Below are 23,149 nucleotides of genomic sequence, written 5' to 3'. Positions count from 1 at the left end.
GGGTCAGTTCCTTCCGGCGAGGGACGTCGCGGCGTCGCGCCTGCGCTGCTGACCCGGCAGCTGCTGCCGGATGAGCTCGAGGCTGCGGACGACGGCGCCGACCTCGTCGTGGTGGCGCGGGTAGAGAACGGTGCGGCGGTCCCCGTCCGCGAGTGCCTCCGCCTGGTCGGCGAGGGCGCGCAGCGGCCGTGCGACGACGATGTGGAGCCAGCCCAGGCACGCGGCTGCCGCGGTGATGCCGAGCAGGCCCGCGAGCACCGTGAGGTTCTGGCGGTGGTACTCGGGGATCGCGAGACCGGACGCGGGCTGCCAGCTGACGACGGTCCAGCCGAGCGACTTCGCCGCACCGCCGCCCACGAACGGCGCCGCGGCGGCGATCTGGATGTCGTCACCGTCCCGGAAGAGGACGCCACTGGGGCGCGGGCTCATGCCGACCTTCTGGTTGGTGCCGTTGACCAGGCCTTCGAGACGGCTGTTGGAAAGGCCCTCGAAGGCGACATAGCCAGTGTTGCCGGCGACGACCCGGCGCTCCGTATCGACGACACGGACCTGTCCCAGGCCCGGCCGCTTCAGGAGCGAGTTGAGGAAGTCGATCCGGAACTCGCCCACCACGGCAGCCCCCTGCCGGCCGGCCACCTCGGCGGTGCCGATGATCACCGGTGTCTTGCCCTGGTCGTCGAGGACGCGGATCGCTGCGGTGGAAGGGCCCTTGCCCGCGGGGCTGTGGGGCTCGCTGCCGGCCTGCGCGAGGATGCGGCCGTCGGCTTCGACGACGTACATCGACTCGTAGCGCAGATGCTCGGCCATGGTCCGCTTGAGGACCTCGGTCATCTGTTCCGGCTTGGTGCGGTCGCCGACGAGGGCCGCGACCGACACCAGGTCGGCATGGCCCTCGTTGAGCGCCCGGCGCACCCGGTCGGTGAGGGTGTCGGTGCGCTCGCGCTGGTCGTTGACGATCTGCTGCGGGACGACGACGGAGTCACCGGCCCGGTTGAGCAGCAGCAGAAGCGGGCCCGACCAGACGAGCAGGAGCACCCCGCAGACGGCGAGCAGCGTACGGGCGCCGAAGCGGCGGCGCGTGGGTGCGGCCGGCGGCCCGGCGGGCTCCCCGAGGAGCTGGCGGCGCAGCCGCTCGAGCGCGGCACCGATGCGTGCCGCCTCGCCGAACCGCGGCTCGGTGACCGGCCGGGTGAGATCGCCGCGAGTGAGACGGCGGCTCTCCAGGAAGAGGCGGATCAGCGGTCTCTGCACGGTGCCGATCAGGACCGCCACGGTGATACCGCCGATGAGAAGCAGTGCGCCGGCGGCGGCCAGGCCGAACCCCGGGCTGCCGGCCACGGTGGGGTCCTCGGCGACCTTGACCATGGCGAGGACCGTGAGGCCGAGACTGGTGGCGACGGTGGCCTCACCGGCCTGGGGGGCGGCGAGGGTCGCGTAGCCGGCGACGGACCGGTCGCCGAGGTAGCGGTCGCCGGTAAGACTGCCGCTGACGCCGAGGAAGCCCCCGGAACCGGGTTCCTTGGCCTTGACGGGATGCTCCCCGGCCTTCTCGGTCGCAGCCTTGGCGAAGGACTTCAGCTGCTTCTTGGACTCGGCGACTTCCTCCCGCTGGAGGTCGGTCAGCACCTGCTCGGGCTGGGGGATGCCGTCCTGGCTCAGTACCTGGCCGTGCTGGTCGAGGACGGCGATGGAGCGGAATCCACCGAGGCTGATGCCGGGGAATTTGAGTCCGCTGGAGGCGATGAGCAGTTTCTGCGGCTGTCCCGGCCAGTGCAGCACGGCGAAGGCGAGCAGTCGGGTCTCACCGTTCTGGAGCCGGACCATGCGGGGTGCGAGGCCGTTCTCCCCGGTGAGTTTGGAGCGGTCGATCGCGGTCAGTGGCACGTTCTCGCCCCGTGCGGCGAGGAGCTTGCCGGACTTGATCTCGACGATGGCCGTGCCCAGCCACTTCTGGTAGACGTTGCCGAGCTTGTCGAGGACGGCGTCCGCGGGCACGGGGTCAGCCGCATTGAAGAGCCCCGCGGTCCGCGTCAGGTCGGTGACGCTCTCGTCGATCGAGGCGCGGAGGCCGATGGCGCCGTCCTCGGCGAAGTGCTGCTGGGACGTCAGAACGGCTTCCGGCACACGGTCGTCGGCGACGCGGCCGAGGGAGAGGGCGGTAACGCCCGCCAGGGCAAGGAGCAGAACCGACAGTACGGCGATGGGTGGACGTATGCCACCCAACAAGGACATGTCGGCTCTTCGGCGGACCTTATGCCGCCGCTTCGTGGTCGAAGCGGCCAAGGCGGGGCTCCTCTCCCTTGAAAGCCATGGGTGCCCCTGGGTGTGGGGCGCACTGCCGACGCAACACGGGCGTGCAGATGTGCGACGAGGCGCACTCCAGTGCGGCCGCACAGGTCAGACGGGCAGCATGGCCAATCAGTTGTACGAATCCGGGCGATGTGATCAAGGCCACGGGCGGGCCGGCGAGTATCAGTCGGGAAGCCGCTCCAGCGGCTCGAGACCGTCCTTCGCCGCGCCGCGGTTGAGCATCGTCCCTTCCGTGCGCTCGAACGCCAGGCGGTAGCGGGCGACCTGCTCCTTGCTCAGCCCCTTGCCCTCCCGCAGGGCGGCGGCGATGTCGACCAGACGGTGGTCCTTGACCGCACCTTCGGGCAGCTTGCCCGACTCGTCCGGGTCGGGCGGGATGTCCACGAACGTCGGCACGTACTTGGCCTGGACGTCCCACTTGCCGCCGCGCTTGGTGAACTCGAACCAGCCGATGACACCTTCCTCGGTCAGTCCGCTGGGCACGTCGTGCCGGGCGACCTGATTGCCGAGGCCGTAGGCGATCCAGGTCCCGTCGACCTTCTCCATCGGCTGTGCGACGTGGGCGTGATGGCCGATGACGAGGTCGATGCCGGTGTCCTCGGCGATCTTGCGGCCGAGCTGGAGCTGGGAGCGGCTCGGGTTCGGCCAGTGCTCGCGGCCCCAGTGGATGCTGAGGAGCACGACCTCGGCGCCGGCTGCACGCGCCCGCTTCTCGGCAGCCGCGATGGCCTTGAAGTCGGTCTGGTTGGTCAGCCAGGGCTTGTCCTTGGGGACCTCGAAGCCGTTGAATCCGAAGGCGTACGAGATCTGCGCGACCTTGACTCCCTTGACGTCCACGATGAGCGTCTTGGCCGCTTCTGCCGCGTTCCGGTACGAACCGGTGTGCTTGAGGCCTGCCGCGTCGAGCGCGTCCAGGGTGCGCACGACACCGTCGTAACCGTGGTCGAGCGTGTGGTTCGAGGCGGTGGAGCAGGTGTCGTAGCCCACGTTCTTGACGGCCGTGGTGATCTGCGGCGGAACGAGGAAGGCCGGAAAGCTCTGGAACGGCCCCTCGGCCTTGCCCACGACCGGCTCGAAATGGCAGATTCCGAGGTCCGCCTTGCTGATCACGGGCTTGATCCCGGCCATCAGCGGGTCGAAGTCGAGACCCTTGGCGCCCTTCCCGGTCTGCTTGGCATCCTTGCGCGCCTGCTCGGTGAGCTGGGGGTGGATGAGGATGTCGCCGGCGGCGGCGACCGTGAAGGTGGGGCTGCCGCTGTCTGCTGCCGCCTTGTCGTCACCGGATCCGAAGGGTCCGCAGGCTGTGGCGCCCACGAGGAGCGCGACCGTGGCGGCACAGGTCGTCAGCGACCGGCGCGAAAAGCGTTTCATCACCTGGATATCTTTATATAGCTATGACCACTAAGCGGACAAAGACGGTAACGATTGCGACAATGATCATTGTCGCGACTGCAGCCGTGATCGCCGGACTCCTCGCGGGTCTCACCCGGGGCACCGGCTCCACAGAGAGTACGGGGCGCGGGGGTGACGCCACCAACGGGCACCCCGACGCGGAAGTGAACCTGGAGCAACGGATCACGGACTACACGTCCCGGTTCGACGAGCACACGGGGTACCGGCGTCCCACGGCCGACGACCGGCGCAGCATCGCGCGAGGAGTCGGACTGCTCCTCGACGGCCGGCGCAAAGAGGCTGGTGAACGGCTGTCCGACGTCGACCTCGAGATCCGCACCCTCACCGACTCAGCCACCGGACGACGCTACGCGGAAGTCGCCGACCGCACCGAGGACGGCCCTTCTCCACGGGGCTGGGGACGCGTGTATGTGGATCTCACCACATCTGCCCACTGGTCCGTACAGGTGCCCCATCCCGCTGCCGACCGGCGCACCGAAGTGCTCGGCGTGAACGTCCTGCGGGGTACGGAGGGCGGCGTGCTGGTGATCGCGGGGGCACATCGGCGGGCCGGGCGCGGTGACGCGGCGGACGTGGCGCACCGCACCGACAGCGTCTTCGACGCCGTCTGCGACGAGCTGACCGAACGGGGGCTGCCCGGCATCCAGGTGCACGGGTTCGCCGATGAATCGGCGCCCGGACGCGACGTCATCGCTTCCACCGGCAACGGCAACGACGGCCGCACGGAGGGCCGTGCCCTCGCCGATGCCCTTCGCGCCCGCGATTTCGACGTGTGCCGGGCCTGGGCCCGCGACTGCCCGCTCGAGGGCCGGAGCAATGTCCAGGGAAGCAAGGCGGCGCGGGAAGGTGTCCCGTTCCTGCACGTCGAGTTCAGCAACTCCGTCCGGATGTCCCGGACTCGGGCCCAGGAGGCGGCGGGAGCGGTCCGCACCGTCACCCACGTCTGGTCCTCGGATTCAGCCCGCCGGCAGACCGGCTGAGCCGCACGGCCCGTCGAGCCGACGGGTTTCAGCTCCCGGCCGTGCCGAACGGCCCCGCACCCCGTGTCCGGATTCCACCCGGCCGGCGGGCCGGGTCAGACGGTCTTCCAGGCTTCCATCGCCAGGCCCGACTCGGCCTTCTGCCGTGTCACCCGCAGCGTTCCGTCGGCTCCGAACCCGGCGAGCACCACCCGGCCGGTCCCGTCGATGGCGAGGGCGGGTACGCCGACGCACGGCTCGCCCGTCGCGGTCCAGACCGCACCTGCGGATTCGTCCTCGGTCGGGTACGCGGCGAGCTCCGGGCGTCCGTCCCGGCCGAGCTGCGCCATGATCGTGCAGTCGTGCCCGTCGACGGGTGTGCGCAGCAGCGCCACCGGTCCGGTGCCGCCGCCACCGCCGAGGGCGGCCGGACGGTCCATGCCCTCGCGCCAGGCCTGCACGGTGCCGGTGGCGGCGTCGCGCCAGAAGTGGGTCAGCCGCCCACGGCCGGTGCGCTCGGCACTCACGGAGCCCGCAACGGCGGACGCCACGATGTCGTCGGCCCGGTCGAACAGCGCTCCGGGTTCCTTCTGCACCCACCGCAGCACCTGGTCCGCGGTCACGGCCACGACCTCCATGAGCCCCGCGTCCGTCAGGGTCACGGTCGGCACACCCTCGACGTCGCGGCCCTTGAGGTCGGCCCACTTGCCCCAGCGGCCGTTCGCGTGCTGGGTGCGCCCGCACACCCCGCCGCAGGCATTGCGTATGAACACATGGAGCAGACCGTTGTTGTCCACGGCCGCCGACGGGATACCGATGCGGTCGGCGAGCTCCTTGTCCTTCGGGTACGGGGTCCCGAATCCGCTCCAGTCCCGCATGGGGCGTCCCGACTGGTACTGGATGGTCTGCGCCAGATCCGTGACGAGCTCACCGTCGGCCGTGTGCGTGTGCCGCAGTCCGACGAGCTGCACATAGCCGTCGTTGCCCTGGGCAACGCCCAGCGAGGGGGTCACTCCTGAGACGGGGAAGTGCCTGGGGCCCTCCCAGTCGGGCCCGCCCGGCTGCGTCTCGGTCCAGCGCAGGACACCGTCGGCGCTCGGTGTGTAGGCGGAGAGCCTGCCATCCTTGCCGCGCAGCAGCCAGCCCGTGGTCGGCGGAAGGGAAGGGTCCGCGGGCAGTGACAGCGCTGCTCGGCCCGTGCTCCGCGACTGCTTCCCGGGCCCCTGGGCCTCGTCCGTCCGCCGCTTCGCCCTCCGCGCAGACCGCAGTGCCATCGCCCGTTGCCACCTTCCCTGAGCGCCGTTCAAGCGCTTGATTCAGGTGACGATAACACCTGCAGAAGGCTTCGTTCCCCGCGGTGCAGGACAGCTCTGTGGCACCCTCCTGACATGCCGATTCTCTTGATCGTCGATGCTGCGAACGTGGTCGGCTCGGTCCCGGACGGCTGGTGGCGGGACCGGTTCGGTGCCACCGAGCGGCTGCGCGACGCACTCGTCCAGGTCGCCCGGGAGGGCATTGAGGGGCATCCGGGTCCGGCCGACGTCGTGCTGGTGGTGGAGGGGCGGGCCCGGGGCATGGAGTCACTGCCCCGGGTGCGGGTGGAGGAGGCTCCCGGCAGCGGCGACGACCACATCGTGGATCTCGTCCGGGCCGCTCCCGGGCGCAGCCGGGTCGTGGTGACGGCGGACCGCGGGCTGCGCGAGCGGGTGACGGCGCTCGGGGCCGAGTGCGCGGGCCCCCGCACGGTACGCCGGTCTCCCGGCCACCGGGCGTGAGGCACCGCGCCGTCGGCGGGCCGCGAGCGCCTTGCTACAGCTGCTTGTCCTGGGGCTGGACCTGCGCCTGGGCCCGGCCGAGGCGGCTGTGGGAGCGTCCGTAGAGGAAGTAGACGCCGACTCCGACCACCATCCAGACGGCGAACCGGAACCAGGTCTCACCCGGCAGGTTGAGCATCAGCCACACCGTCGCGGCGATCGAGACGATCGGGAGGAACGGAACCCACGGGGTCCGGAAGGCCCGGTGCAGATCGGGCCGGCTGCGACGCAGGACGATCACACCGACGGCGACGATGACGAAGGCGAAGAGCGTGCCGATGTTCACCAGCGTCGCGAGCTCATTGATGCTGGTGAAACCGGCGACGATGGCGATGACCACGCCGAGCAGGATGGTCGGGCGGTAGGGGGTGCGGAACCGCGGGTGGGTGATCGAGAAGAACCGCGGCAGCAGCCCGTCGCGGCTCATCGCGAAGAACACCCGGGTCTGGCCGAGGAGCAGGATCAGGCACACGGTGGTGAGGCCGACGGCGGCACCGAAACTGATCACACCTGCGTAGAACGGATGCCCGACGGCCTTGAACGCGTCGGCGAGCGGAGCGCTGACGGACAGCTCGGAGTAGTGCTGCATACCGGTCACGACGAGCGCGACCGCCACGTAGAGCACGGTGCAGATCAAGAGCGAGCCGAGAATGCCCCGGGGCATGTCCCGCTGCGGCAGCTTGGTCTCCTCGGCGGCGGTCGCCACCACGTCGAAGCCGATGAAGGCGAAGAACACGACGGATGCGGCGGTGAAGATGCCCATGACGCCGAAGTTGGTGGGTTCGTACCCGGACAGCAGCTGGATCAGCGGGGCGTCCCAGCCGGACACCCCACCGGGCGGGCTCTGGGCCGGGGGGATGAACGGCGAGTAGTTGTCGCCCACGATGAAGAAGAGTCCCGCAATGATCACGATCATGACCACGGTCACCTTGATGGCCACGACGATCGCCGTGATCCGTGCGGACAGCTTCATACCGACGACCAGGATCGCGGTCAGCACCAGGACCAGCAGGAACGCCAGGATGTCGAAGACGCCTCCCGGCACGTCCGGCCCTTCCAGCACCGCTGGTAGATGCCAGCCGGCGTTGTCGATGAGGGAGCGCACATAGCCGGACCAGCCGACGGCGACCACCGCCGTGCCGAGCGCGAACTCGAGGACCAGGTCCCAGCCGATGATCCAGGCCACCAGTTCACCGAGCGAGGCGTACGCGAAGGTGTACGCCGAGCCGGCCACCGGCACGGTGGAGGCGAACTCGGCATAGCAGAGGGCTGCCAGCGCACAGACGACGCCCGCGGCGACGAAGGCGAGCGCGGTGGCGGGCCCCGCGTTCTCCTTGGCCACCTTCCCGGTGAGGACGAAGATGCCGGTGCCGATGATGACGCCGACGCCGAAGACGGTCAGATCCCAGGCGGAGAGGGATTTCTTCAGCGCGTGCTCGGGTTCTTCGGTGTCCCGGATCGACTGCTCGACCGTTTTGGTCCGGAACAACCCGGAATCGCGTGACTGCTGGTCCGTACTCACCGGCGTACCTCCGTACACATGGCCGTAAGCCCATGATCGGGAGGGGTGCGGGGCCTCGCCCGCCCAGCCGGGTGTTTTCACACGAATGGACCGGTCGGACCCTGTTCGAAGTGGTCCGACCGGCCCAATGCGCGCGTTCGGGCAGGCCCTCGGCCGGCTGTCAGTCGCGTGCCGGCTCGGGGGCAGCCGCCGGATCGTCGTCGAGGCGGCCGTCGAGCTTGGACACGAGGCCGGTGACCTGGCGGGCGATGTCCGGAGCGGTCAGGCCGATCTCCGCCATGACCTCCTTGCGGGAGGCGTGGTCGAGGAAGCGCGGCGGGATGCCGAAGTCGCGCAGCGGCACGTCGACTCCCGCGTCGCGCAGTGCCTGGGAGACGGCGGAGCCGACGCCGCCGACACGGCTGTTGTCCTCGACTGTGACGACGACGCGGTGCCGCTCGGCGAGCGGGGCGAGCGCCTCGTCGACCGGCTTGACCCAGCGGGGGTCGACGACGGTCGTGGAGATGCCCTGCTTGTCGAGGAGGTCCGCGATCTCGAGGCACATCGGGGCGAGCGCACCGACGGAGACCAGCAGCACGTCGGGCCTGGAGGCACCTGCCATGCCCGAGGGGCCATGGGGGGCGGCGCCCGGCTCGCGCAGCACGTCCATGCCGCCGATGCGGCCGATGGCCTTGACCGCAGGGCCGACCGCGCCCTTGGAGAAGCGCACCACGGTCGGGGCGTCCTTGACCTCGACGGCCTCGCGCAGCTGGGCGCGGACCTGGTCGGCGTCGCGCGGGGCGGCGATCCGCAGGCCGGGTACGACCTGGAGGATCGACATGTCCCACATGCCGTTGTGGGAGGCACCGTCGGTGCCGGTGATGCCCGCACGGTCCAGCACGAACGTCACTCCGCACTTGTGCAGGGCCACGTCCATCAGCACCTGGTCGAAGGCACGGTTGAGGAAGGTGGCGTACACCGCGAAGACGGGGTGCACTCCCCCGGTCGCGAGACCGGCGGCGGAGACGGCGCCGTGCTGCTCGGCGATGCCGACGTCGTACACCCGGTCCGGGAAGGCCTTGGCGAACTTGTCCAGGCCGACGGGCTGCAGCATCGCGGCGGTGATCGCGACGATGTCCTTGCGCTCCTTGCCGAGCGCCACCATCTCCTCGCCGAAGACGGAGGTCCAGTCGAGCCCGGAGCTGGCGATCGGCAGACCGGTGTCGGGGTGGATCTTGCCGACGGCGTGGAACCGGTCGGCCTCGTCCTGGAGGGCGGGCTGGTAGCCCCGGCCCTTCTCGGTGAGGCAGTGGACGATGACCGGGCCGCCGAACCGCTTGGCGCGGGTCAGGGCGGACTCCAGGGCCTCGATGTCGTGCCCGTCGATCGGACCGACGTACTTGAGGCCGAGGTCCTCGAACATGCCCTGGGGGGCGATGAAGTCCTTCAGGCCCTTCTTGGCGCCGTGCAGTGTCTCGTAGAGCGGCCTGCCGAGCACCGGGGTCCGCTCGAGGATCTCCTTGCCGCGCGCGAGGAACCGCTCGTAGCCGTCCGTGGTGCGCAGCGTCGCCAGATGGTTGGCGAGGCCTCCGATGGTCGGGGCGTAGGAGCGCTCGTTGTCGTTCACGACGATGACGAGCGGGCGGTCCTTGGCGTCCGCGATGTTGTTCAGGGCCTCCCAGGCCATGCCTCCGGTGAGGGCGCCGTCACCGATGACCGCGACCACATGGTCGTCCTTGCGCAGGACCTCGTTGGCCTTGGCGAGACCGTCGGCCCAGCCGAGCACCGTGGATGCGTGGGAGTTCTCGATGACGTCGTGCTCGGACTCGGCACGCGCCGGGTAGCCGGAGAGGCCGCCCTTCATCTTGAGCCTGGAGAAATCCTGGCGGCCGGTCAGAAGCTTGTGCACATAGCTCTGGTGGCCGGTGTCCCAGAGGACCTTGTCCTTCGGGGAGTCGAAGACCCGGTGGAGGGCGATGGTCAGCTCGACCACGCCGAGATTGGGCCCGAGATGTCCGCCGGTCTTGGACACGGCGTCCACCAGAAATGTCCGGATCTCTGCTGCCAGCTGATCGAGCTGCTCCGGGCTGAGCCGGTCCAGATCGCGCGGTCCCCTGATACGGGTAAGCAACGCCACCCGTGCCTCCTTGCGTATGAGCTGGTCGAGCTTGCCGATCTGTCGAGTCTAATGTTCCGCTCGCGGCGGCGGTCATCGGGCGGTGCGTTGCGCGTCCCTTCATTCGGTGGGCCTGCCCACGAACGGCTCAGCCCGCAGGCGGACGGGGTCGCCTATATCCGCGTATCGCCACCCGCGTCCGAGGGTGAACACGCGGAAGTGCCCGGCACCGGTTCCGGTGCCGGGCACTGCAAGGGGTCGCAACTACGCGCGGCCCGCGGTCTTCTGCGTCTTGCGCGTGACCGAGTCGATCACGACGGTGGCGAGGAGCACACCACCGGTGATCATGTACTGGATCGGCGTGGCGATGCCCTCGAGCGCGAGCCCGTACTGGATCGAGACGATCACCATGACGCCGAGCAGCGCGTTCCAGGTGCGGCCACGGCCACCGAAGAGGCTGGTGCCGCCGATGACGGCCGCCGCGATGACGTTCATCAGGAGGTCACCGGCGCCGGCGCTCTGGTTGGCCGCCGCGATCTTGGAGGCCCAGAACAGACCGCCGATGGCGGCGAACGTGCCGGCGATGGCGAAGACCGAGACCCGGACGGCCGTGACGTTGATACCGGCACGGCGGGAGGCCTCGACACTGCCGCCGAGAGCGAAGATCTTGCGACCGTAGGCGGTGCGGCGGAGCACGAAGTCCGTGATCACCAGCACGGCCAGGAACAGCACCAGCGCGAGGGGGAGGCCCTTGTACTGGTTGAACATGAACGCGGCCGCGAAGGACACGACGGCGAGCAGGACGGTGCGGAAGACGATGTCCCCGAGCGGCCGGGACGGGATTCCGGCCGCCTCACGGCGCCGGCTGTCGACGAACGCCGAGATGAAGTACACCGCCACCGCGACCGCGGCGAGGCCGTAGGCGGCCGCGATGTCCGAGAAGTAGTACGTCGTCAGCTTGCCGACGACACCTTCGCTGTCCAGGTTGATGGTGCCCTGGTCACCGAGGAGCTGGAGCATGAAGCCCAGCCAGAAGAGCAGTCCGGCCAGGGTGACCGCGAAGGCGGGCGCCCCGATCCTGGCGAAGAAGAAGCCGTGGACGGCGCCGATGGCCGCACCGCTGGCGATCGCGACGAGGACGGCGAGCCACTCGTTCATCCCGTGGGTCACGGTCAGTACGGCGACGATGGCACCGGACACACCGCTGACCGAGCCGACCGACAGGTCGATCTCACCGAGCAGCAGCACGAAGATGATGCCGACGGCCATCATGCCGGTGGCGACCATCGTGACGGCGATGTTGCTGAGGTTCTGCGCGGACAGGAACTGTGAGTTCAGGCTCTGGAAGATCGCGCAGATCAGGATCAGACCGATGACGACCGGGATCGAGCCCAGGTCACCGGCGTGCATCTTGCGCTTGAACTCCGAGATGTAGCCGCCGAAGCCCTGTTCGCGCACCAGCAGCCGGGGATCGACCGCGGTGACGGCGTCGTGAGCGGCGTCCGGGTTCACTACCTCGTGTCCGCCGCCGAGCGGGGCGGAGGTCTTGTGGGTGCTCACTTCTGCGCCTCCGAGGTGCGCGCCGCACGACGGGTCACGGCGTTGTCCGTGGCGCCGGTGATGGCGGAGATGATCTCTTCCTGCGAGGTGGACTTGACGTCGAAGACGCCGTTGTTCCGGCCGAGCCGGAGCACGGCCACCTTGTCCGCGACGGCCTTCACATCGGCCATGTTGTGGCTGATGAGGATGACCGCGTGGCCACGCTCGCGCAGCCGCTCCACTAGGTCGAGCACCTGGGCGGTCTGCTCGACGCCGAGGGCTGCGGTGGGCTCGTCGAGGATGACGAGCTTGGGCTCGCCGAGCATCGAACGGGCGATGGCGACCGTCTGACGCTGGCCACCCGAGAGCGAGGCGATCGGGATGCGGACGCTGGGGATGCGGATCGACAGCGTGCTCAGCAGCTCCCGGGAGCGGCGCTCCATCTCCACCTCGTCGAGGACACCGCGCTTGCGCAGCTCGCGGCCGAGGTAGAGGTTGCCGACGACGTCGATGTTGTCGCACAGCGCGAGGTCCTGGTAGACCGTCGCGATGCCCAGGTTCTGGGCGTCGTGCGGCTTGCCGATCGAAACGGCCCTGCCTTCCCACTCGATGACGCCCTCATCGATGGGGTGCACGCCTGCAATCGTCTTGACCAGCGTGGACTTTCCGGCGCCGTTGTCGCCTACGAGAGCGACCACCTCGCCGCCGTGGACCTCAAGCTCTACGTCGGTGAGCGCCTGAACGGCACCGAACCGCTTGGAGACCCCGCGCAACGCCAGCACGGGCGTAGCGGACACGTGAACCAACTCCTTCGCCGCCTGACCGGCGGGGGATCCCGCGCCCGGGAGGTGGCGCGGTGGTTGAGCAGAAGCAGTGGAGAAGCGTTTCTGTCCGGTGCCCCGCCCCGATAGCGGGGGCTGGAAAGGGGCAGGGCACCGGACAGGCTTCGGGCGGTTCCCGGAACCCGGGGGACGGACCGTCCCCCTGTGGGTCAGGAGACCTACTTCAGGCCGAGCGCGTCGCAGGCGGCCTTGTACTTCGGGGTGCAGATCTCGGCGACGGTGTAGATACCGTCCTTGAGGATCGTGTCCTTGATGTTGTCCTTGGTCAGCGAGACGACCGGGACGAGCACCGCAGGGATGGCCTTGTTCGTGGGGCTGTCGACCCGGGCCGTCTCGATCTTGCCGAGCTTCTCGCCCTTGGCGAGGGCCACGGCCATCTCGGCGGCGGCTGCCGCCTCCGGCGCGTACGGCTTGTACACGCTCATGAACTGCTCACCCGCGACGATGCGCTGCACACCGGCGAGCTCGGCGTCCTGGCCGGTGACCGGCGGGAGCTTACTGAAGCCGCCGGCCTTCAGCGCGGTGATGATGCCGCCCGCCATGCCGTCGTTCGCGGAGTAGACGCCGACGATCTTGTCCTTGCCGAGGGCCGAGATCGCGGCCTCCATGTTGGCGTTGGCGTTCTCCGGCTTCCACTCCTTGGTGTCGTACTCCTTGCCGATGTTCACCTTGCCCTTGAGCTCCTCGAGCGCGCCCTTCTTGAAGAGGGCGGCGTTCGGGTCGGTGATCGCACCGTTCATCATCACGATCTGACCGCTCTTGGCCTTGTCCCCCAGGGCCTCGAGGAGTGCCTTGCCCTGGACGTGGCCGACCTCTTCGTTGTCGAAGGAGGTGTAGGCGTCGATCGGACCCTCGGCGAGGCGGTCGAAGGCGACGACCGGGATGCCGGACTCCTTCGCCTTCTTCACGCCGCCCGCGATCGCCTTGGAGTCGACGGCGTCCACGATCAGGGCGTCGACCTTGTTGGTGATCATGGTGTCGACCTGCTGGGTCTGCAGCGTCGCGTCCTGCTTGGCGTTGGCGTAGACGACCTTCGCCTTGCCGTTCGTGAGCTCGCTGATCTTCTTCTCGATGAGCGGCTTGTCGAACTTCTCGTAGCGCGCGGTCTGGTTCTCGGGGAGCAGGAGACCGATGGTGAGGTCGTCACCCTTGGCGGCACCGGTCTTGGAGCCGTTGTCCCCGGACTCCTTGGCGCTGCCACAGGCGGCAAGGGACACGGCCATCGCGGTGGCGGCCACAGCCACGGCGGCACGACGCATCTGCGTGTTCATTCAGAAACCTCCCTGACGAGGCCGCGTCCTTGCGGCCGAGGTGGCTGGAAGTCAACTCGGCCGCCAGGCCAGCGTCAAGGAGTAAATCCTTAACGAGATGACAACGGTGCCATTCGTTATCTAAGTGAAGGCAGGCGCCCCGGCGGGTACCGAGCTGTCCAGAAGTGTCGAATCGCCCATTTCGCTGAGTACGAGCGCCAGCGCTCCCAGCACCTCGGCCCGCTCGCCCAGGGCACCCGGCAGGACGGTGAGCTGGCGGGCGGCGCTCGGAATCGCGTACCGGGAGACCGACTCACGGATCGGTGCAAGCACCAATTCTCCCGCTTCGGCCAGATTTCCGCCCAGCACCACCCGGCTGGGATTGAGCAGATTGCACAGATTCGCCACGCCACTGCCGACGTGGCGACCGACATCGGCGATCACCCGCCGGCAGCCGGGATCCCCCTCGCGCGCGAGCTGGACGACCCGCTCCATGGTCAGATCCGGGCCATGGCTGGGCTGCAGCAGCGGCAGGACGTAACGGGCCGCCGCGAAGGTCTCCAGACAGCCGCGGTTGCCGCAGCGGCACACGGGCCCCGACTCGTCCAGGGTGATGTGCCCGATCTCGCCCGCCGTACCGCCCGGTCCCCGGTAGATCTGGCCGTCTATGACCAGACCGGCACCGACACCGCTGGCGACCTTGATGTAGGCGAGGTCCTTGACGCCCCGCCCGCTCCCCCAGACCAGCTCGCCCAGCGCGCCCAGGTTGGCGTCGTTGTCGACGTACACGGGCACACCGAGGCGGCGCGAGAGCTCGTCGCTGGGATTGATCCCGGTCCAGCCCGGGAGGATCGCGGTGGAGCCCAGCGTCCCGGACTCGACGTCTATCGGCCCGGGCACACCGAGACCGACGCCGATGATCTTGTCCGGGCCGATGCCTGTGGTCTCGATCAGCCGATTGACCAGCTCTTCCGCCCGGCCGAAGCCCTCGGCGGACGAGGCGTCGACATCCAGCGGCTCGGACTCCTCCGCGAGCACCTGGTGGGCGAGGTTGCCGATGGCGACCCGCAGATGCGTATGGCCGAAGTCAACGCCTATGACGATGCCGGCGTCGCCACTGAGGGAGACGCTGCGGGCCCGGCGGCCGCCCGCCGAGGTCGGAGTGACCTCGACGGTCCCCCCGTCCTTCAGTTCACGAACGATGTTGGAGACCGTCGCGGCGGAGAGGCCGGTGGACCTCGCGATCTCGGCCTGCGTGAGCGAGCCCGCTATGCGCACGGCACGTACAACCCGCTCAAGATTGGCCCGATGCAGAGATGTCTGCGATCCCGGAGTCTCCATCGACTCACACACTCCCGCTCATTACTCCAACATGTGAACTCTAAGGGGAGCCTTTGGGGCCGCCCCCCGTCAAGACCTGAGGAGGCACGGAACCGCCCGTCGGCAAGGCCGACGGGCGGTGTCCCACGGTCGCACGGACTGGACGGGCGCTATTTCAGGGCTCCTGCGGTGAGCCCCGCCACGACCTGACGCTGGAAGACGACGTACGCCGCCAGCACGGGCAGCATCGCCATCACCAGCCCGGCGAAGAGTCCCGACCAGTCCCCCTTGTAGCCCTGGCTCACGGCCAGCTGCACCAGGCCCTGCGACAGCACCTTGTTCTCCTGCTCGGTGTTCAGCACCGTCGGCAGCATGTACTGGTTCCACTGCCCCAGAAAGTTGAAGATCCCGACGCTGATCAGTCCGGGCTTGGCCATCGGCAGCATGACCTGGAAGAAGGTCCGGGTGTGCGAGGCCCCGTCGATCAGCGCCGCCTCCGCCACCGAGGTGGGCAGCGTGCGGAAGAAGGCGGTGAGGAAGAACACGGTGAACGGCAGCGAGTAGGCGATGTAGACCAGGATCAGACCGTGGATCGTGTTCAGGAGCTGGATGTTGTTCATGACGTAGAACAGCGGGACCAGCGCCAGCATGATCGGGAAGCTCATTCCTCCGACGAAGAGGAAGTAGATGAAGCGGTTCCCGGGGAAGTCGAAGCGGGCGAGGACGTACGCCGCCATGGAGCCGAGGAGCAGGGTCCCGGCGAGCGACCCGGCCACGACGAGCACGGTGTTCAGGAAGTAGTCGCTCATATGAGCCTGGCTCCAGGCCCGCGACCAGTTCTCGAAGTGCAGGGTGTCCGGCAGGGACCAGGGCGAGCTGAAGATCGCGTTGTCGTCCTTGAAGGAGGTCATCACCGCCCAGAGCAACGGCATGACGACCATGAAGGCCCACAGGACCAGCATTCCGTGCGAGAAGACATTGAGGACGGTGCCCTGCCTGCGCTTGTCCCCCCTCCGGGGCGGCGGACCGGTCTTCGCGACGCGTGGCAGCTCCTCCGTGGTGCCGGCGGGCGACGTGGTCTCGGTGATCTTCATCTCAGTACTCCAGCCGCTCGCGCCGGCCCAGCTTCATCACGACGGCCGCAAAGGCCAGCGTGACGACCAGCAGGGCGACACCGATGGTCGTCGCGTACGCCGCCGCGCCGTCACGGAACGCCGACTGGTAGACGTACAGCACCATCACGGTGGTCGAGTAGTCGGGACCGCCAGGTCCGGTGGTCATGATCTGCACCACCGCGAAGGACTCGGCGCCGAGCGCCAGGATGCCCATGTAGACCCATCCGGACTGGATGGTGTCCCAGAGCAGCGGCAGCGTGATCCTGAAGAAGGTGGTGAACCGGCTCGCGCCGTCCAGCAGCGCCGCTTCGTAGAAGTCCTTGGGGATGGAGGCCATGCCCGCGGAGAAGAGGACGACGAAGAAGCCGACCGTCGACCAGACCAGGACCGCCATCACACACCACAGGGCGAGATCGGGGTCGCCGAGCCACAGCGGCTGGACGTCGTCGAGGCCGATGGCCTTGAGCGCGGAGTTGATGGCTCCGCTCTCCGGGTTGTACGCGAACTGGAACAGCAGGGCGACGATCGCGATCGAGAGCACCTGCGGGAAGAAGTAGGCGATCTTGTAGAAGGAGGAGCCGCGCACTCCGGAGACCGCGGCCCCCCTGCGGTGCCGTCCCCCGACATTGATCATGAAGGCGAAGAACAGCGCGAGCCCGATCGTCACCAGCGGCAGCAGCAGCGCGAACAACAGGCTGTGCTGGAGCGACTTCCAGAAGATGTCGTCGTCGAGGAGTCGCACGTAGTTGTCGAAACCGACCATCCGGAAGTCCGGGCTCAGGCCGGTCCAGTCCGTGAAGGAGTAGTAGATGGACTGGACGAACGGCCAGATGACGAAGACCGCGTACAACGCCAGGGGGGCCGAGAGGAACCCCACGATGAACCGGTACTTGCCGTGTTGCATGGTTACCGACCCCGATCTTCCGGAGCATGCCGCCGCCGGTGCTGAGGTGTCCCCGGAGGTCCCTCCGCCGGGGGCAGGGGGAGGGACCCCTCCCCGGCGGCGGGGGCAGGTCCCCCGCCCGGAGGCCGGAGGACGGCCGGTCGAGGGACCCCCGCCCCTGCGCCCGGCGCGGGAACCCCGGAACGGCTCACTGGTGCTTGTAGTGCTTGATGGACGAGTCCTGGGCAGCCTTGTCGGCGAAGCCCTGGATCTTCTTGACGGCCTCGGCGGGAGTGAGCCGTCCGGCCATCATCTCTCCCAGCCCGGCTACACCGATCTGCTCCTTCTGCAGCTTGACGTACCAGTCCTGGAGCCGGGGGTTGACGACGTTCGTTCCGGCCTTGTCCAGTGCGGCGACACCGGACTTCAGACCGGGGGTCAGCTCGATGCCGTCGGTTCCGCCGTTGTACGCGGTGAGCGACTTGACCTGCTTAGTGAAGTTCTTGGAGGACTCCTCGCTGAGCATGAGGCGCAGCTGCTCCATGCCGCCCTCGATGTTCTTCGCCTTCGCCGGGACGATGAAGGGCTCACCACCGGAGGCCCAGATGGTGCCGAACGGCATCTTGTCGGACTTGTCGAGCCCGGAGGGGGCGGAGACCGCCAGGTTGAAGTCGGGCGGCATGGTGCTCGCCGCCTCGTTCTCCACCCATGAACCATTGGGGATGAACAGCGCCTTGCCCTTGGTCCAGGCGGTCTGGGACTGGATGTGGTCCAGGCCCGGCGTGCCCTTGAGGATGTAGCCCTTCCTGTAGAGCTCGTAGTACGCCTCGAACGCCGCCTTGACCGCCGGGTGCTTCCAGGCGTTCGGCTCCAGGTTGTCGATGGCGTCCAGGACCTCCACGCCGCCGATCTTGGCGATGAACGGATAGAGCGAGAAGGGGACGTAGTACGGGTGCTTGCCGGCGTACGTCCAGCCTGCGATGCCCTTCTTCTTGGCCTTCTCGCAGAGCGCGAGCATCTCGTCCCAGGTCTCGGGGTACTGCGCGTCGAGCTTGTCGAGTGCGGTCTGCGAGTACCAGACTCCGTACACCGTGTAGGCGTAGTAGAAGATCCACACCGGGTTGCCGTCGAACTGGCCCATCTCGACGATGCCCGGGCGGAGCGTGTCGCGGACCTTCTTGTTCGGGTCGTCCACGGAGGGGGCGTCGAGCAGCGGGGTGAGGTCGGCCAGCTGCTTCTTGCCGACGAGGACACCCATGTCCATCTGTTCGGCGCCGGAGTTGTCGATGAGATCCGGCGGGGTACCGCCGTTGAAGCGCGGCTGGAGCTCGGACTGGATCTTCTGAGTGGCCTTGTGCTTGACCTTCGGGGCCTTGGGGAACGCCGCGTTGTACTTCTTCTCGGCGTCGATCGCGTACTGCTGACCGAAGCCGCCGTCGAAGATCACGACCTCGAGCGGGGCCGTCTCGTTGACGCCGAGCGGGTTCTGCTTGGTGACCTTGCCCTTCTCGACCTTCTCGTCCGCGCCCCCACTGCCGCTGGCGCAGGCCGACAGAAAGCTCATCGTGGGAACGGTGACCAGGCCGAGCGCCGCGGATCGCTTGATCAGATCACGACGGCCGAGACCGGTGTTCGTGTGGGCGGAGGTGGATCCCATGCTCAAGTCCTCGCCTTCTCCAGGACTCAGGCGGTGAACGGGTCGCCCGTCCTTCTCGCCTGAGGCGAAGGGCCCCGCCACCGCGGTCAATTGGTGAAGCTGGTTCGTGCAGGGGTGGAGCGAGATGCAGCGGGAACGGAGTTCTGTGCGGGCGGTCCGATGCGCTCGGCCGCTCGCCGTCTCCCGGTCCCCCTGGCCCGCCGTCACGCTTTCCGGCGAGGCGGACGCCGACAGGTATAGTCCACTTCCCGCCAAGTGAGCAAGATCGAAAGCAAGGTTGGACGCCAGTCTTTCCCGAGTTGAGACCTCGCGGGCGCGAGAGCACCGCACAAGCACATTGCGCAGCCAGAATCTCATCGAAACGGCTGATACCGAGCGCACCACACCGTCAACACCCTTGACACCATGCGGCACTTACTCCCTACTGGACCCTGCGCAATGCGCATGACAACGTTGTCCAGCACGCTTCGGCGGGAGGAAAGGCTCGGTATGCAGCCCAGACCCAGCCCTCGGATCGGACATGCTCGCGCGGCCGCCCTGGTGGCGGCCGCTTCCCTGCTGGTGGTGACCGGCCAGTCGGCCGCCGTCGCGCTGCCCGCCCAACCTGCCCCCACGGCACCGGAGTTCACCACCTCTTTCGAAGCCGACGAGGCCCAGCCCGACTGGCGCAACACCGTGGAAACGGGGCCGGACGGACAGAAGCGGGCATCGGGCGTCGACGGCGGCTTCGCCACCGGAATACCGGGCAATGTGACGGACAAGGTCATCGAACTCCGGGCCAGCGAGGAACACACCGGCGCGGGTGAGGTGAAGGAAAATCTGGTCGACCTCCAGCCGTCCACCAAATGGCTGGCCTTCAAGCCGACCGCCTGGATCGAATTCGACATGGACGCCCCGGTCAAGGTCGTCTCGTATGCCCTGACGTCGGCGAACGACTTCGAGGCACGTGACCCCGGGGACTGGACGCTCAAGGGGTCGGCGGACGGCAAGGACTGGAAGGTCCTGGACACCCGTGCGGACCAGTCCTTCGAGAAGCGGTTCCAGACGAGGACCTACGACATCGGCACGGCGGACGCCGCCGCATACCCGCACTACCGGCTGGAGATCACCGCGAACAACGGGGCCCTTGACGCCACCCAGTTGGCCGATGTCCAGTTCTCCGACGGCAGCACCGGCACCCCGGCACCGGACGACATGCGCAGCCTGGTCGACCGGGGGCCGGGCGGTTCGCCGACCGCGAAGGCGAACGCCGGCTTCACCGGCAGGCGCGCACTGAAGTACGCGGGTACGCACAAGCCGGCCGGCCGCGCCTATTCGTACAACAAGATCTTCGATGTGAACACGGCCGTGCGGCGCGACACGGAGCTGTCGTACCGGATCTTCCCTTCACTGCCCGAGACCGATCTCCTCTATCCCGCCACCAACGTGGCCGTCGATCTCGCGTTCACCGACGGCACCTATCTGAGCGACCTCCGGGCGGAGGACTCGCACGGTGGGCTGTTGACACCGCAGGGCCAGGGCGCCGCCAAGCGGCTCTACGTCAACCAGTGGAACCAGGTCGCTTCCCGGATCGGCCCGGTCGCGGCCGGCAAGACCGTGGACCGGATCCTGGTGGCGTACGACTCCCCCCGGGGCCCGGCGAAGTTCCAGGGCTGGATCGACGACATCCGGATCGCGCCCAAGGCACCCGAGAAGAGGCTCGCCCACCTGTCCGACTACGCGTCCACCGTGCGCGGGACGAACTCGAGCGGCTCGTTCTCGCGCGGAAACACCTTCCCGGCCACCGCGGTCCCGCACGGCTTCAACTTCTGGACCCCTGTCACCAACGCGGGTTCCCTCAGCTGGCTGTACGAGTACGCGCGCGCCAACAACGCGGACAATCTGCCCACCGTGCAGGCCTTCAGCGCCAGCCACGAGCCGAGCCCCTGGATGGGCGACCGGCAGACGTTCCAGCTGATGCCGTCCATCGCCGAGGGCATCCCTGACACCTCCCGTACCGCCCGTGCGCTGCCCTTCCGTCATGAGAAGGAGACGGCGCGTCCGCACTACTACGGGGTGACGTTCGAGAACGGACTGAAGGCGGAGATCGCCCCGACGGACCATGCCGCGATGATGCGGTTCACCTATCCCGGTGAGCACGCGTCGGTGCTCTTCGACAACGTCACCGACCAGGCCGGGCTCACGCTCGACCCGGCGACCAGCTCCTTCACCGGATACTCCGACGTCAAGAGCGGTCTGTCGACGGGCGCCACCCGGATGTTCGTGTACGGCGTCTTCGACGCGCCCGTCACCTCGTCCGCGGCGCAGGGCGTCAAGGGTCATCTCCGCTTCGACGCCGGCGAGGACCGTACGGTGACCCTGCGCATCGCGACATCGCTGATCGGCGTCGACCAGGCCAAGAAGAACCTGGCCGACGAGATCCCGGCGTCCGCGGGCTTCGGCCGGGTCAAGGACCGGGCCCGGGCCGCCTGGGACGACATCCTCGGCCGCGTCGAGGTCGAGGGAGCCACGCACGACCAGCTGGTGACCCTGTACTCCTCGCTCTATCGGCTGTACCTGTACCCGAACTCCGGCTTCGAGAAGGTCGACGGGAAGGACAGGTACGCCAGCCCGTTCTCGCCGCAGACCGGGCCCGACACCCCGACGCACACCGGCGCGAAGATCGTCGACGGCAAGGTGTACGTCAACAACGGCTTCTGGGACACCTATCGGACCACCTGGCCGGCGTACTCCTTCCTCACCCCGCGCAAGGCGGGGGAGCTGGTCGACGGTTTCGTCCAGCAGTACAGGGACGGCGGTTGGATCTCCCGCTGGTCGTCCCCCGGCTACGCCGATCTGATGACCGGCACCTCGTCCGACGTCGCCTTCGCCGACGCGTACGTCAAGGGTGTGCGGGGCTTCGACGCGGAGGCCGCCTACGAGGCGGCGCTGAAGAACGCGACCGTGGCACCGCCGGGCAAGGGCGTGGGCCGCAAGGGCATGGAGACCTCTCCCTTCCTCGGCTATGCCTCGACCGAGACGCACGAGGGCCTGTCCTGGTCCCTGGAGGGCTATCTGAACGACTACGGCCTGTCCCGGATGGCCGACGCCCTCTTCGAGAAGACGAAGAAGCCCCGCTACCGGGCGGAGTCGGCGTACTTCCTGAACAGGGCCCGCAATTACGTGACGCTCTTCGACTCCAGGGCCGGATTCTTCCAGGGCCGGAACCTGAAGGGCGACTGGCGCGTTGCCTCGCAGCAGTACGACCCCCGGGTCTGGGGCTACGACTACACCGAGACGAACGGCTGGGGTTATGCGTTCACCGCTCCCCAGGACAGCCGTGGTCTGGCCAATCTCTACGGTGGCCGCCGGGGACTCGGCAAGAAGCTGGACACCTATTTCTCCACCCCGGAGACGGCGTCGCCCGAATTCGCCGGCTCCTACGGCAGCGTCATCCATGAGATGACGGAGGCCCGGGATGTACGGATGGGCATGTACGGGCACTCGAACCAGGTCGCCCACCATGTGACCTACATGTACAACGCTGCCTCACAGCCCTGGAAGACACAGGAGAAGGTGCGCGAGGTGCTGTCCCGCCTCTACACCGGCAGCGGGATCGGGCAGGGCTATCACGGCGACGAGGACAACGGTGAGCAGTCCGCCTGGTACCTCTTCTCGGCACTCGGCTTCTATCCGCTGGTGATGGGCAGCGGGGAGTACACGATCGGTTCTCCGCTCTTCACGAAGGCCACCGTGCATCTGGAGAACGGCCGCGAACTGGTCATCGAGGCCCCCCGGAACAGTGCGCGCAACATCTACGTCCAGGGCCTGCGGGTCAACGGGAAGTCGTGGAACTCCACCGCGCTGCCGCACGCGCTGCTCGCGCGCGGCGGCACGCTGGAGTTCGACATGGGTGCGAAGCCCTCGCAGTGGGGTACCGGCAGGAATGCCGCTCCGGTCTCCGTCACGAAGGACGACAAGGTTCCGGCGCCCCGGCGCGACGCGATCAGCGGCCCCGGCACGCTCTTCGACAACACCTCGGGCACCGGGGCTGCGTTGGAGGCTGCGGTCCCCGTGGAGCTTCCGGTCGCGTCCGGGACCCGTGCGGTCCAGTACACGCTGACCTCGTCGGCCAAGGACAAGGCGCCGGCGGGCTGGGTGCTGCAGGGGGCTCGCTCCGGTTCGACGTGGACCGATGTCGACAGGCGGTCCGGGGAGTCCTTCGCGTGGGACAAGCAGACCCGCGTGTTCACGGTGGCACGGCCGGGGGCCTACGAGCGGTACCGGCTGGTGCCGTCCGGACCGGCGGCACTCGCGGAGATCGAACTGATCTCCTAGGGTCTTTCGTTCGGATCGGGCTGGATCGGTGAGCGGGGTCCGGTGCGTGCGATCGCCGGGCGGAGGAAGGAGCCCACGCGGAGCGTGGGCGACCGACGACAACGCGGCGAGCG

At 68.4% G+C, this 23,149-nt stretch carries 15 protein-coding genes; 3 read left to right on the top strand and 12 right to left on the bottom strand.

What is annotated here, in order from left to right; all coding sequences use genetic code 11:
• Positions 1–3: 3 nt before the first annotated feature.
• Positions 4–2,232 carry a HAMP domain-containing protein gene (locus tag AC068D_RS00450; RefSeq protein ID WP_478820681.1) on the bottom strand — a complete coding sequence of 743 codons (2,229 nt, stop codon included), beginning with the start codon at positions 2,230–2,232 and terminating at the stop codon, positions 4–6.
• Positions 2,233–2,472: 240 nt separating this feature from the next.
• Entirely contained in the window at positions 2,473–3,681 is a 1,209-nt protein-coding gene (locus AC068D_RS00445) for a CapA family protein (protein WP_478820680.1), read from the bottom strand.
• Positions 3,682–3,743: 62 nt separating this feature from the next.
• Here AC068D_RS00445 and AC068D_RS00440 point away from each other — a divergent pair, with 62 nt between their 5' ends.
• Positions 3,744–4,703: a hypothetical protein gene (locus AC068D_RS00440; RefSeq protein ID WP_478820679.1), complete on the top strand. Its 960-nt coding sequence runs from the start codon at positions 3,744–3,746 to the stop codon at positions 4,701–4,703.
• A 95-nt stretch (positions 4,704–4,798) separates the two neighbouring features.
• On the opposite strand, the gene AC068D_RS00435 is transcribed toward AC068D_RS00440, so the two are convergent.
• Positions 4,799–5,956 (bottom strand): PLL family lectin, encoded by a 1,158-nt coding sequence (locus tag AC068D_RS00435; protein WP_478820678.1) that lies wholly within the window; start codon positions 5,954–5,956, stop codon positions 4,799–4,801.
• A gap of 114 nt (positions 5,957–6,070) precedes the next feature.
• On the opposite strand from AC068D_RS00435, the gene AC068D_RS00430 reads away from it, so the two are divergent.
• Positions 6,071–6,457 carry a PIN domain-containing protein gene (locus tag AC068D_RS00430; RefSeq protein WP_478820677.1) on the top strand — a complete coding sequence of 129 codons (387 nt, stop codon included), beginning with the start codon at positions 6,071–6,073 and terminating at the stop codon, positions 6,455–6,457.
• A 34-nt stretch (positions 6,458–6,491) separates the two neighbouring features.
• Here the strand turns inward: AC068D_RS00430 and AC068D_RS00425 are convergent, their stop codons facing one another.
• From AC068D_RS00425 to ngcE, 9 genes are all read right to left on the bottom strand, one after another.
• Positions 6,492–8,018, bottom strand: a complete 1,527-nt coding sequence (locus AC068D_RS00425; protein ID WP_478820676.1) for an amino acid permease — start codon at positions 8,016–8,018, stop codon at positions 6,492–6,494.
• Between the two features lie 160 nt (positions 8,019–8,178).
• The gene (gene dxs / locus AC068D_RS00420) at positions 8,179–10,134 is read right to left on the bottom strand and encodes a 1-deoxy-D-xylulose-5-phosphate synthase (RefSeq protein ID WP_478820675.1); all 1,956 of its coding nucleotides are present in this window, start codon (positions 10,132–10,134) and stop codon (positions 8,179–8,181) included.
• A gap of 243 nt (positions 10,135–10,377) precedes the next feature.
• Positions 10,378–11,673 (bottom strand): sugar ABC transporter permease, encoded by a 1,296-nt coding sequence (locus AC068D_RS00415; protein WP_478820674.1) that lies wholly within the window; start codon positions 11,671–11,673, stop codon positions 10,378–10,380.
• On the bottom strand, positions 11,670–12,458 hold the full coding sequence (locus AC068D_RS00410) for an ATP-binding cassette domain-containing protein (protein WP_478663519.1): 789 nt from the start codon (positions 12,456–12,458) through the stop codon (positions 11,670–11,672). The genes AC068D_RS00415 and AC068D_RS00410 overlap by 4 nt, the downstream gene beginning before the upstream one ends.
• A 194-nt stretch (positions 12,459–12,652) precedes the next feature.
• Positions 12,653–13,765, bottom strand: coding sequence for a substrate-binding domain-containing protein (locus tag AC068D_RS00405; protein ID WP_478820673.1), 1,113 nt, complete (start codon positions 13,763–13,765; stop codon positions 12,653–12,655).
• 120 nt (positions 13,766–13,885) lie between these two features.
• Positions 13,886–15,085 (bottom strand): ROK family transcriptional regulator, encoded by a 1,200-nt coding sequence (locus AC068D_RS00400; protein ID WP_478820672.1) that lies wholly within the window; start codon positions 15,083–15,085, stop codon positions 13,886–13,888.
• 149 nt (positions 15,086–15,234) lie between these two features.
• Entirely contained in the window at positions 15,235–16,158 is a 924-nt protein-coding gene (locus tag AC068D_RS00395; RefSeq protein WP_478820671.1) for a carbohydrate ABC transporter permease, read from the bottom strand.
• A gap of 1 nt (position 16,159) precedes the next feature.
• Positions 16,160–17,083 (bottom strand): carbohydrate ABC transporter permease, encoded by a 924-nt coding sequence (locus tag AC068D_RS00390; RefSeq protein ID WP_478820670.1) that lies wholly within the window; start codon positions 17,081–17,083, stop codon positions 16,160–16,162.
• Between the two features lie 187 nt (positions 17,084–17,270).
• Positions 17,271–18,719, bottom strand: a complete 1,449-nt coding sequence (gene ngcE, locus AC068D_RS00385) for an N-acetylglucosamine/diacetylchitobiose ABC transporter substrate-binding protein (RefSeq protein ID WP_478820669.1) — start codon at positions 18,717–18,719, stop codon at positions 17,271–17,273.
• Positions 18,720–19,208: 489 nt separating this feature from the next.
• On the opposite strand from ngcE, the gene AC068D_RS00380 reads away from it, so the two are divergent.
• Positions 19,209–23,036, top strand: coding sequence for a GH92 family glycosyl hydrolase (locus AC068D_RS00380; protein WP_478820668.1), 3,828 nt, complete (start codon positions 19,209–19,211; stop codon positions 23,034–23,036).
• Positions 23,037–23,149: the final 113 nt, after the last annotated feature.

The sequence above is a fragment of the Streptomyces sp. NPDC043861 genome (assembly GCF_056435905.1).
Note: the sequence above shows the minus strand (reverse complement) of the source record. Positions and strands in the feature narration are given on the sequence as shown.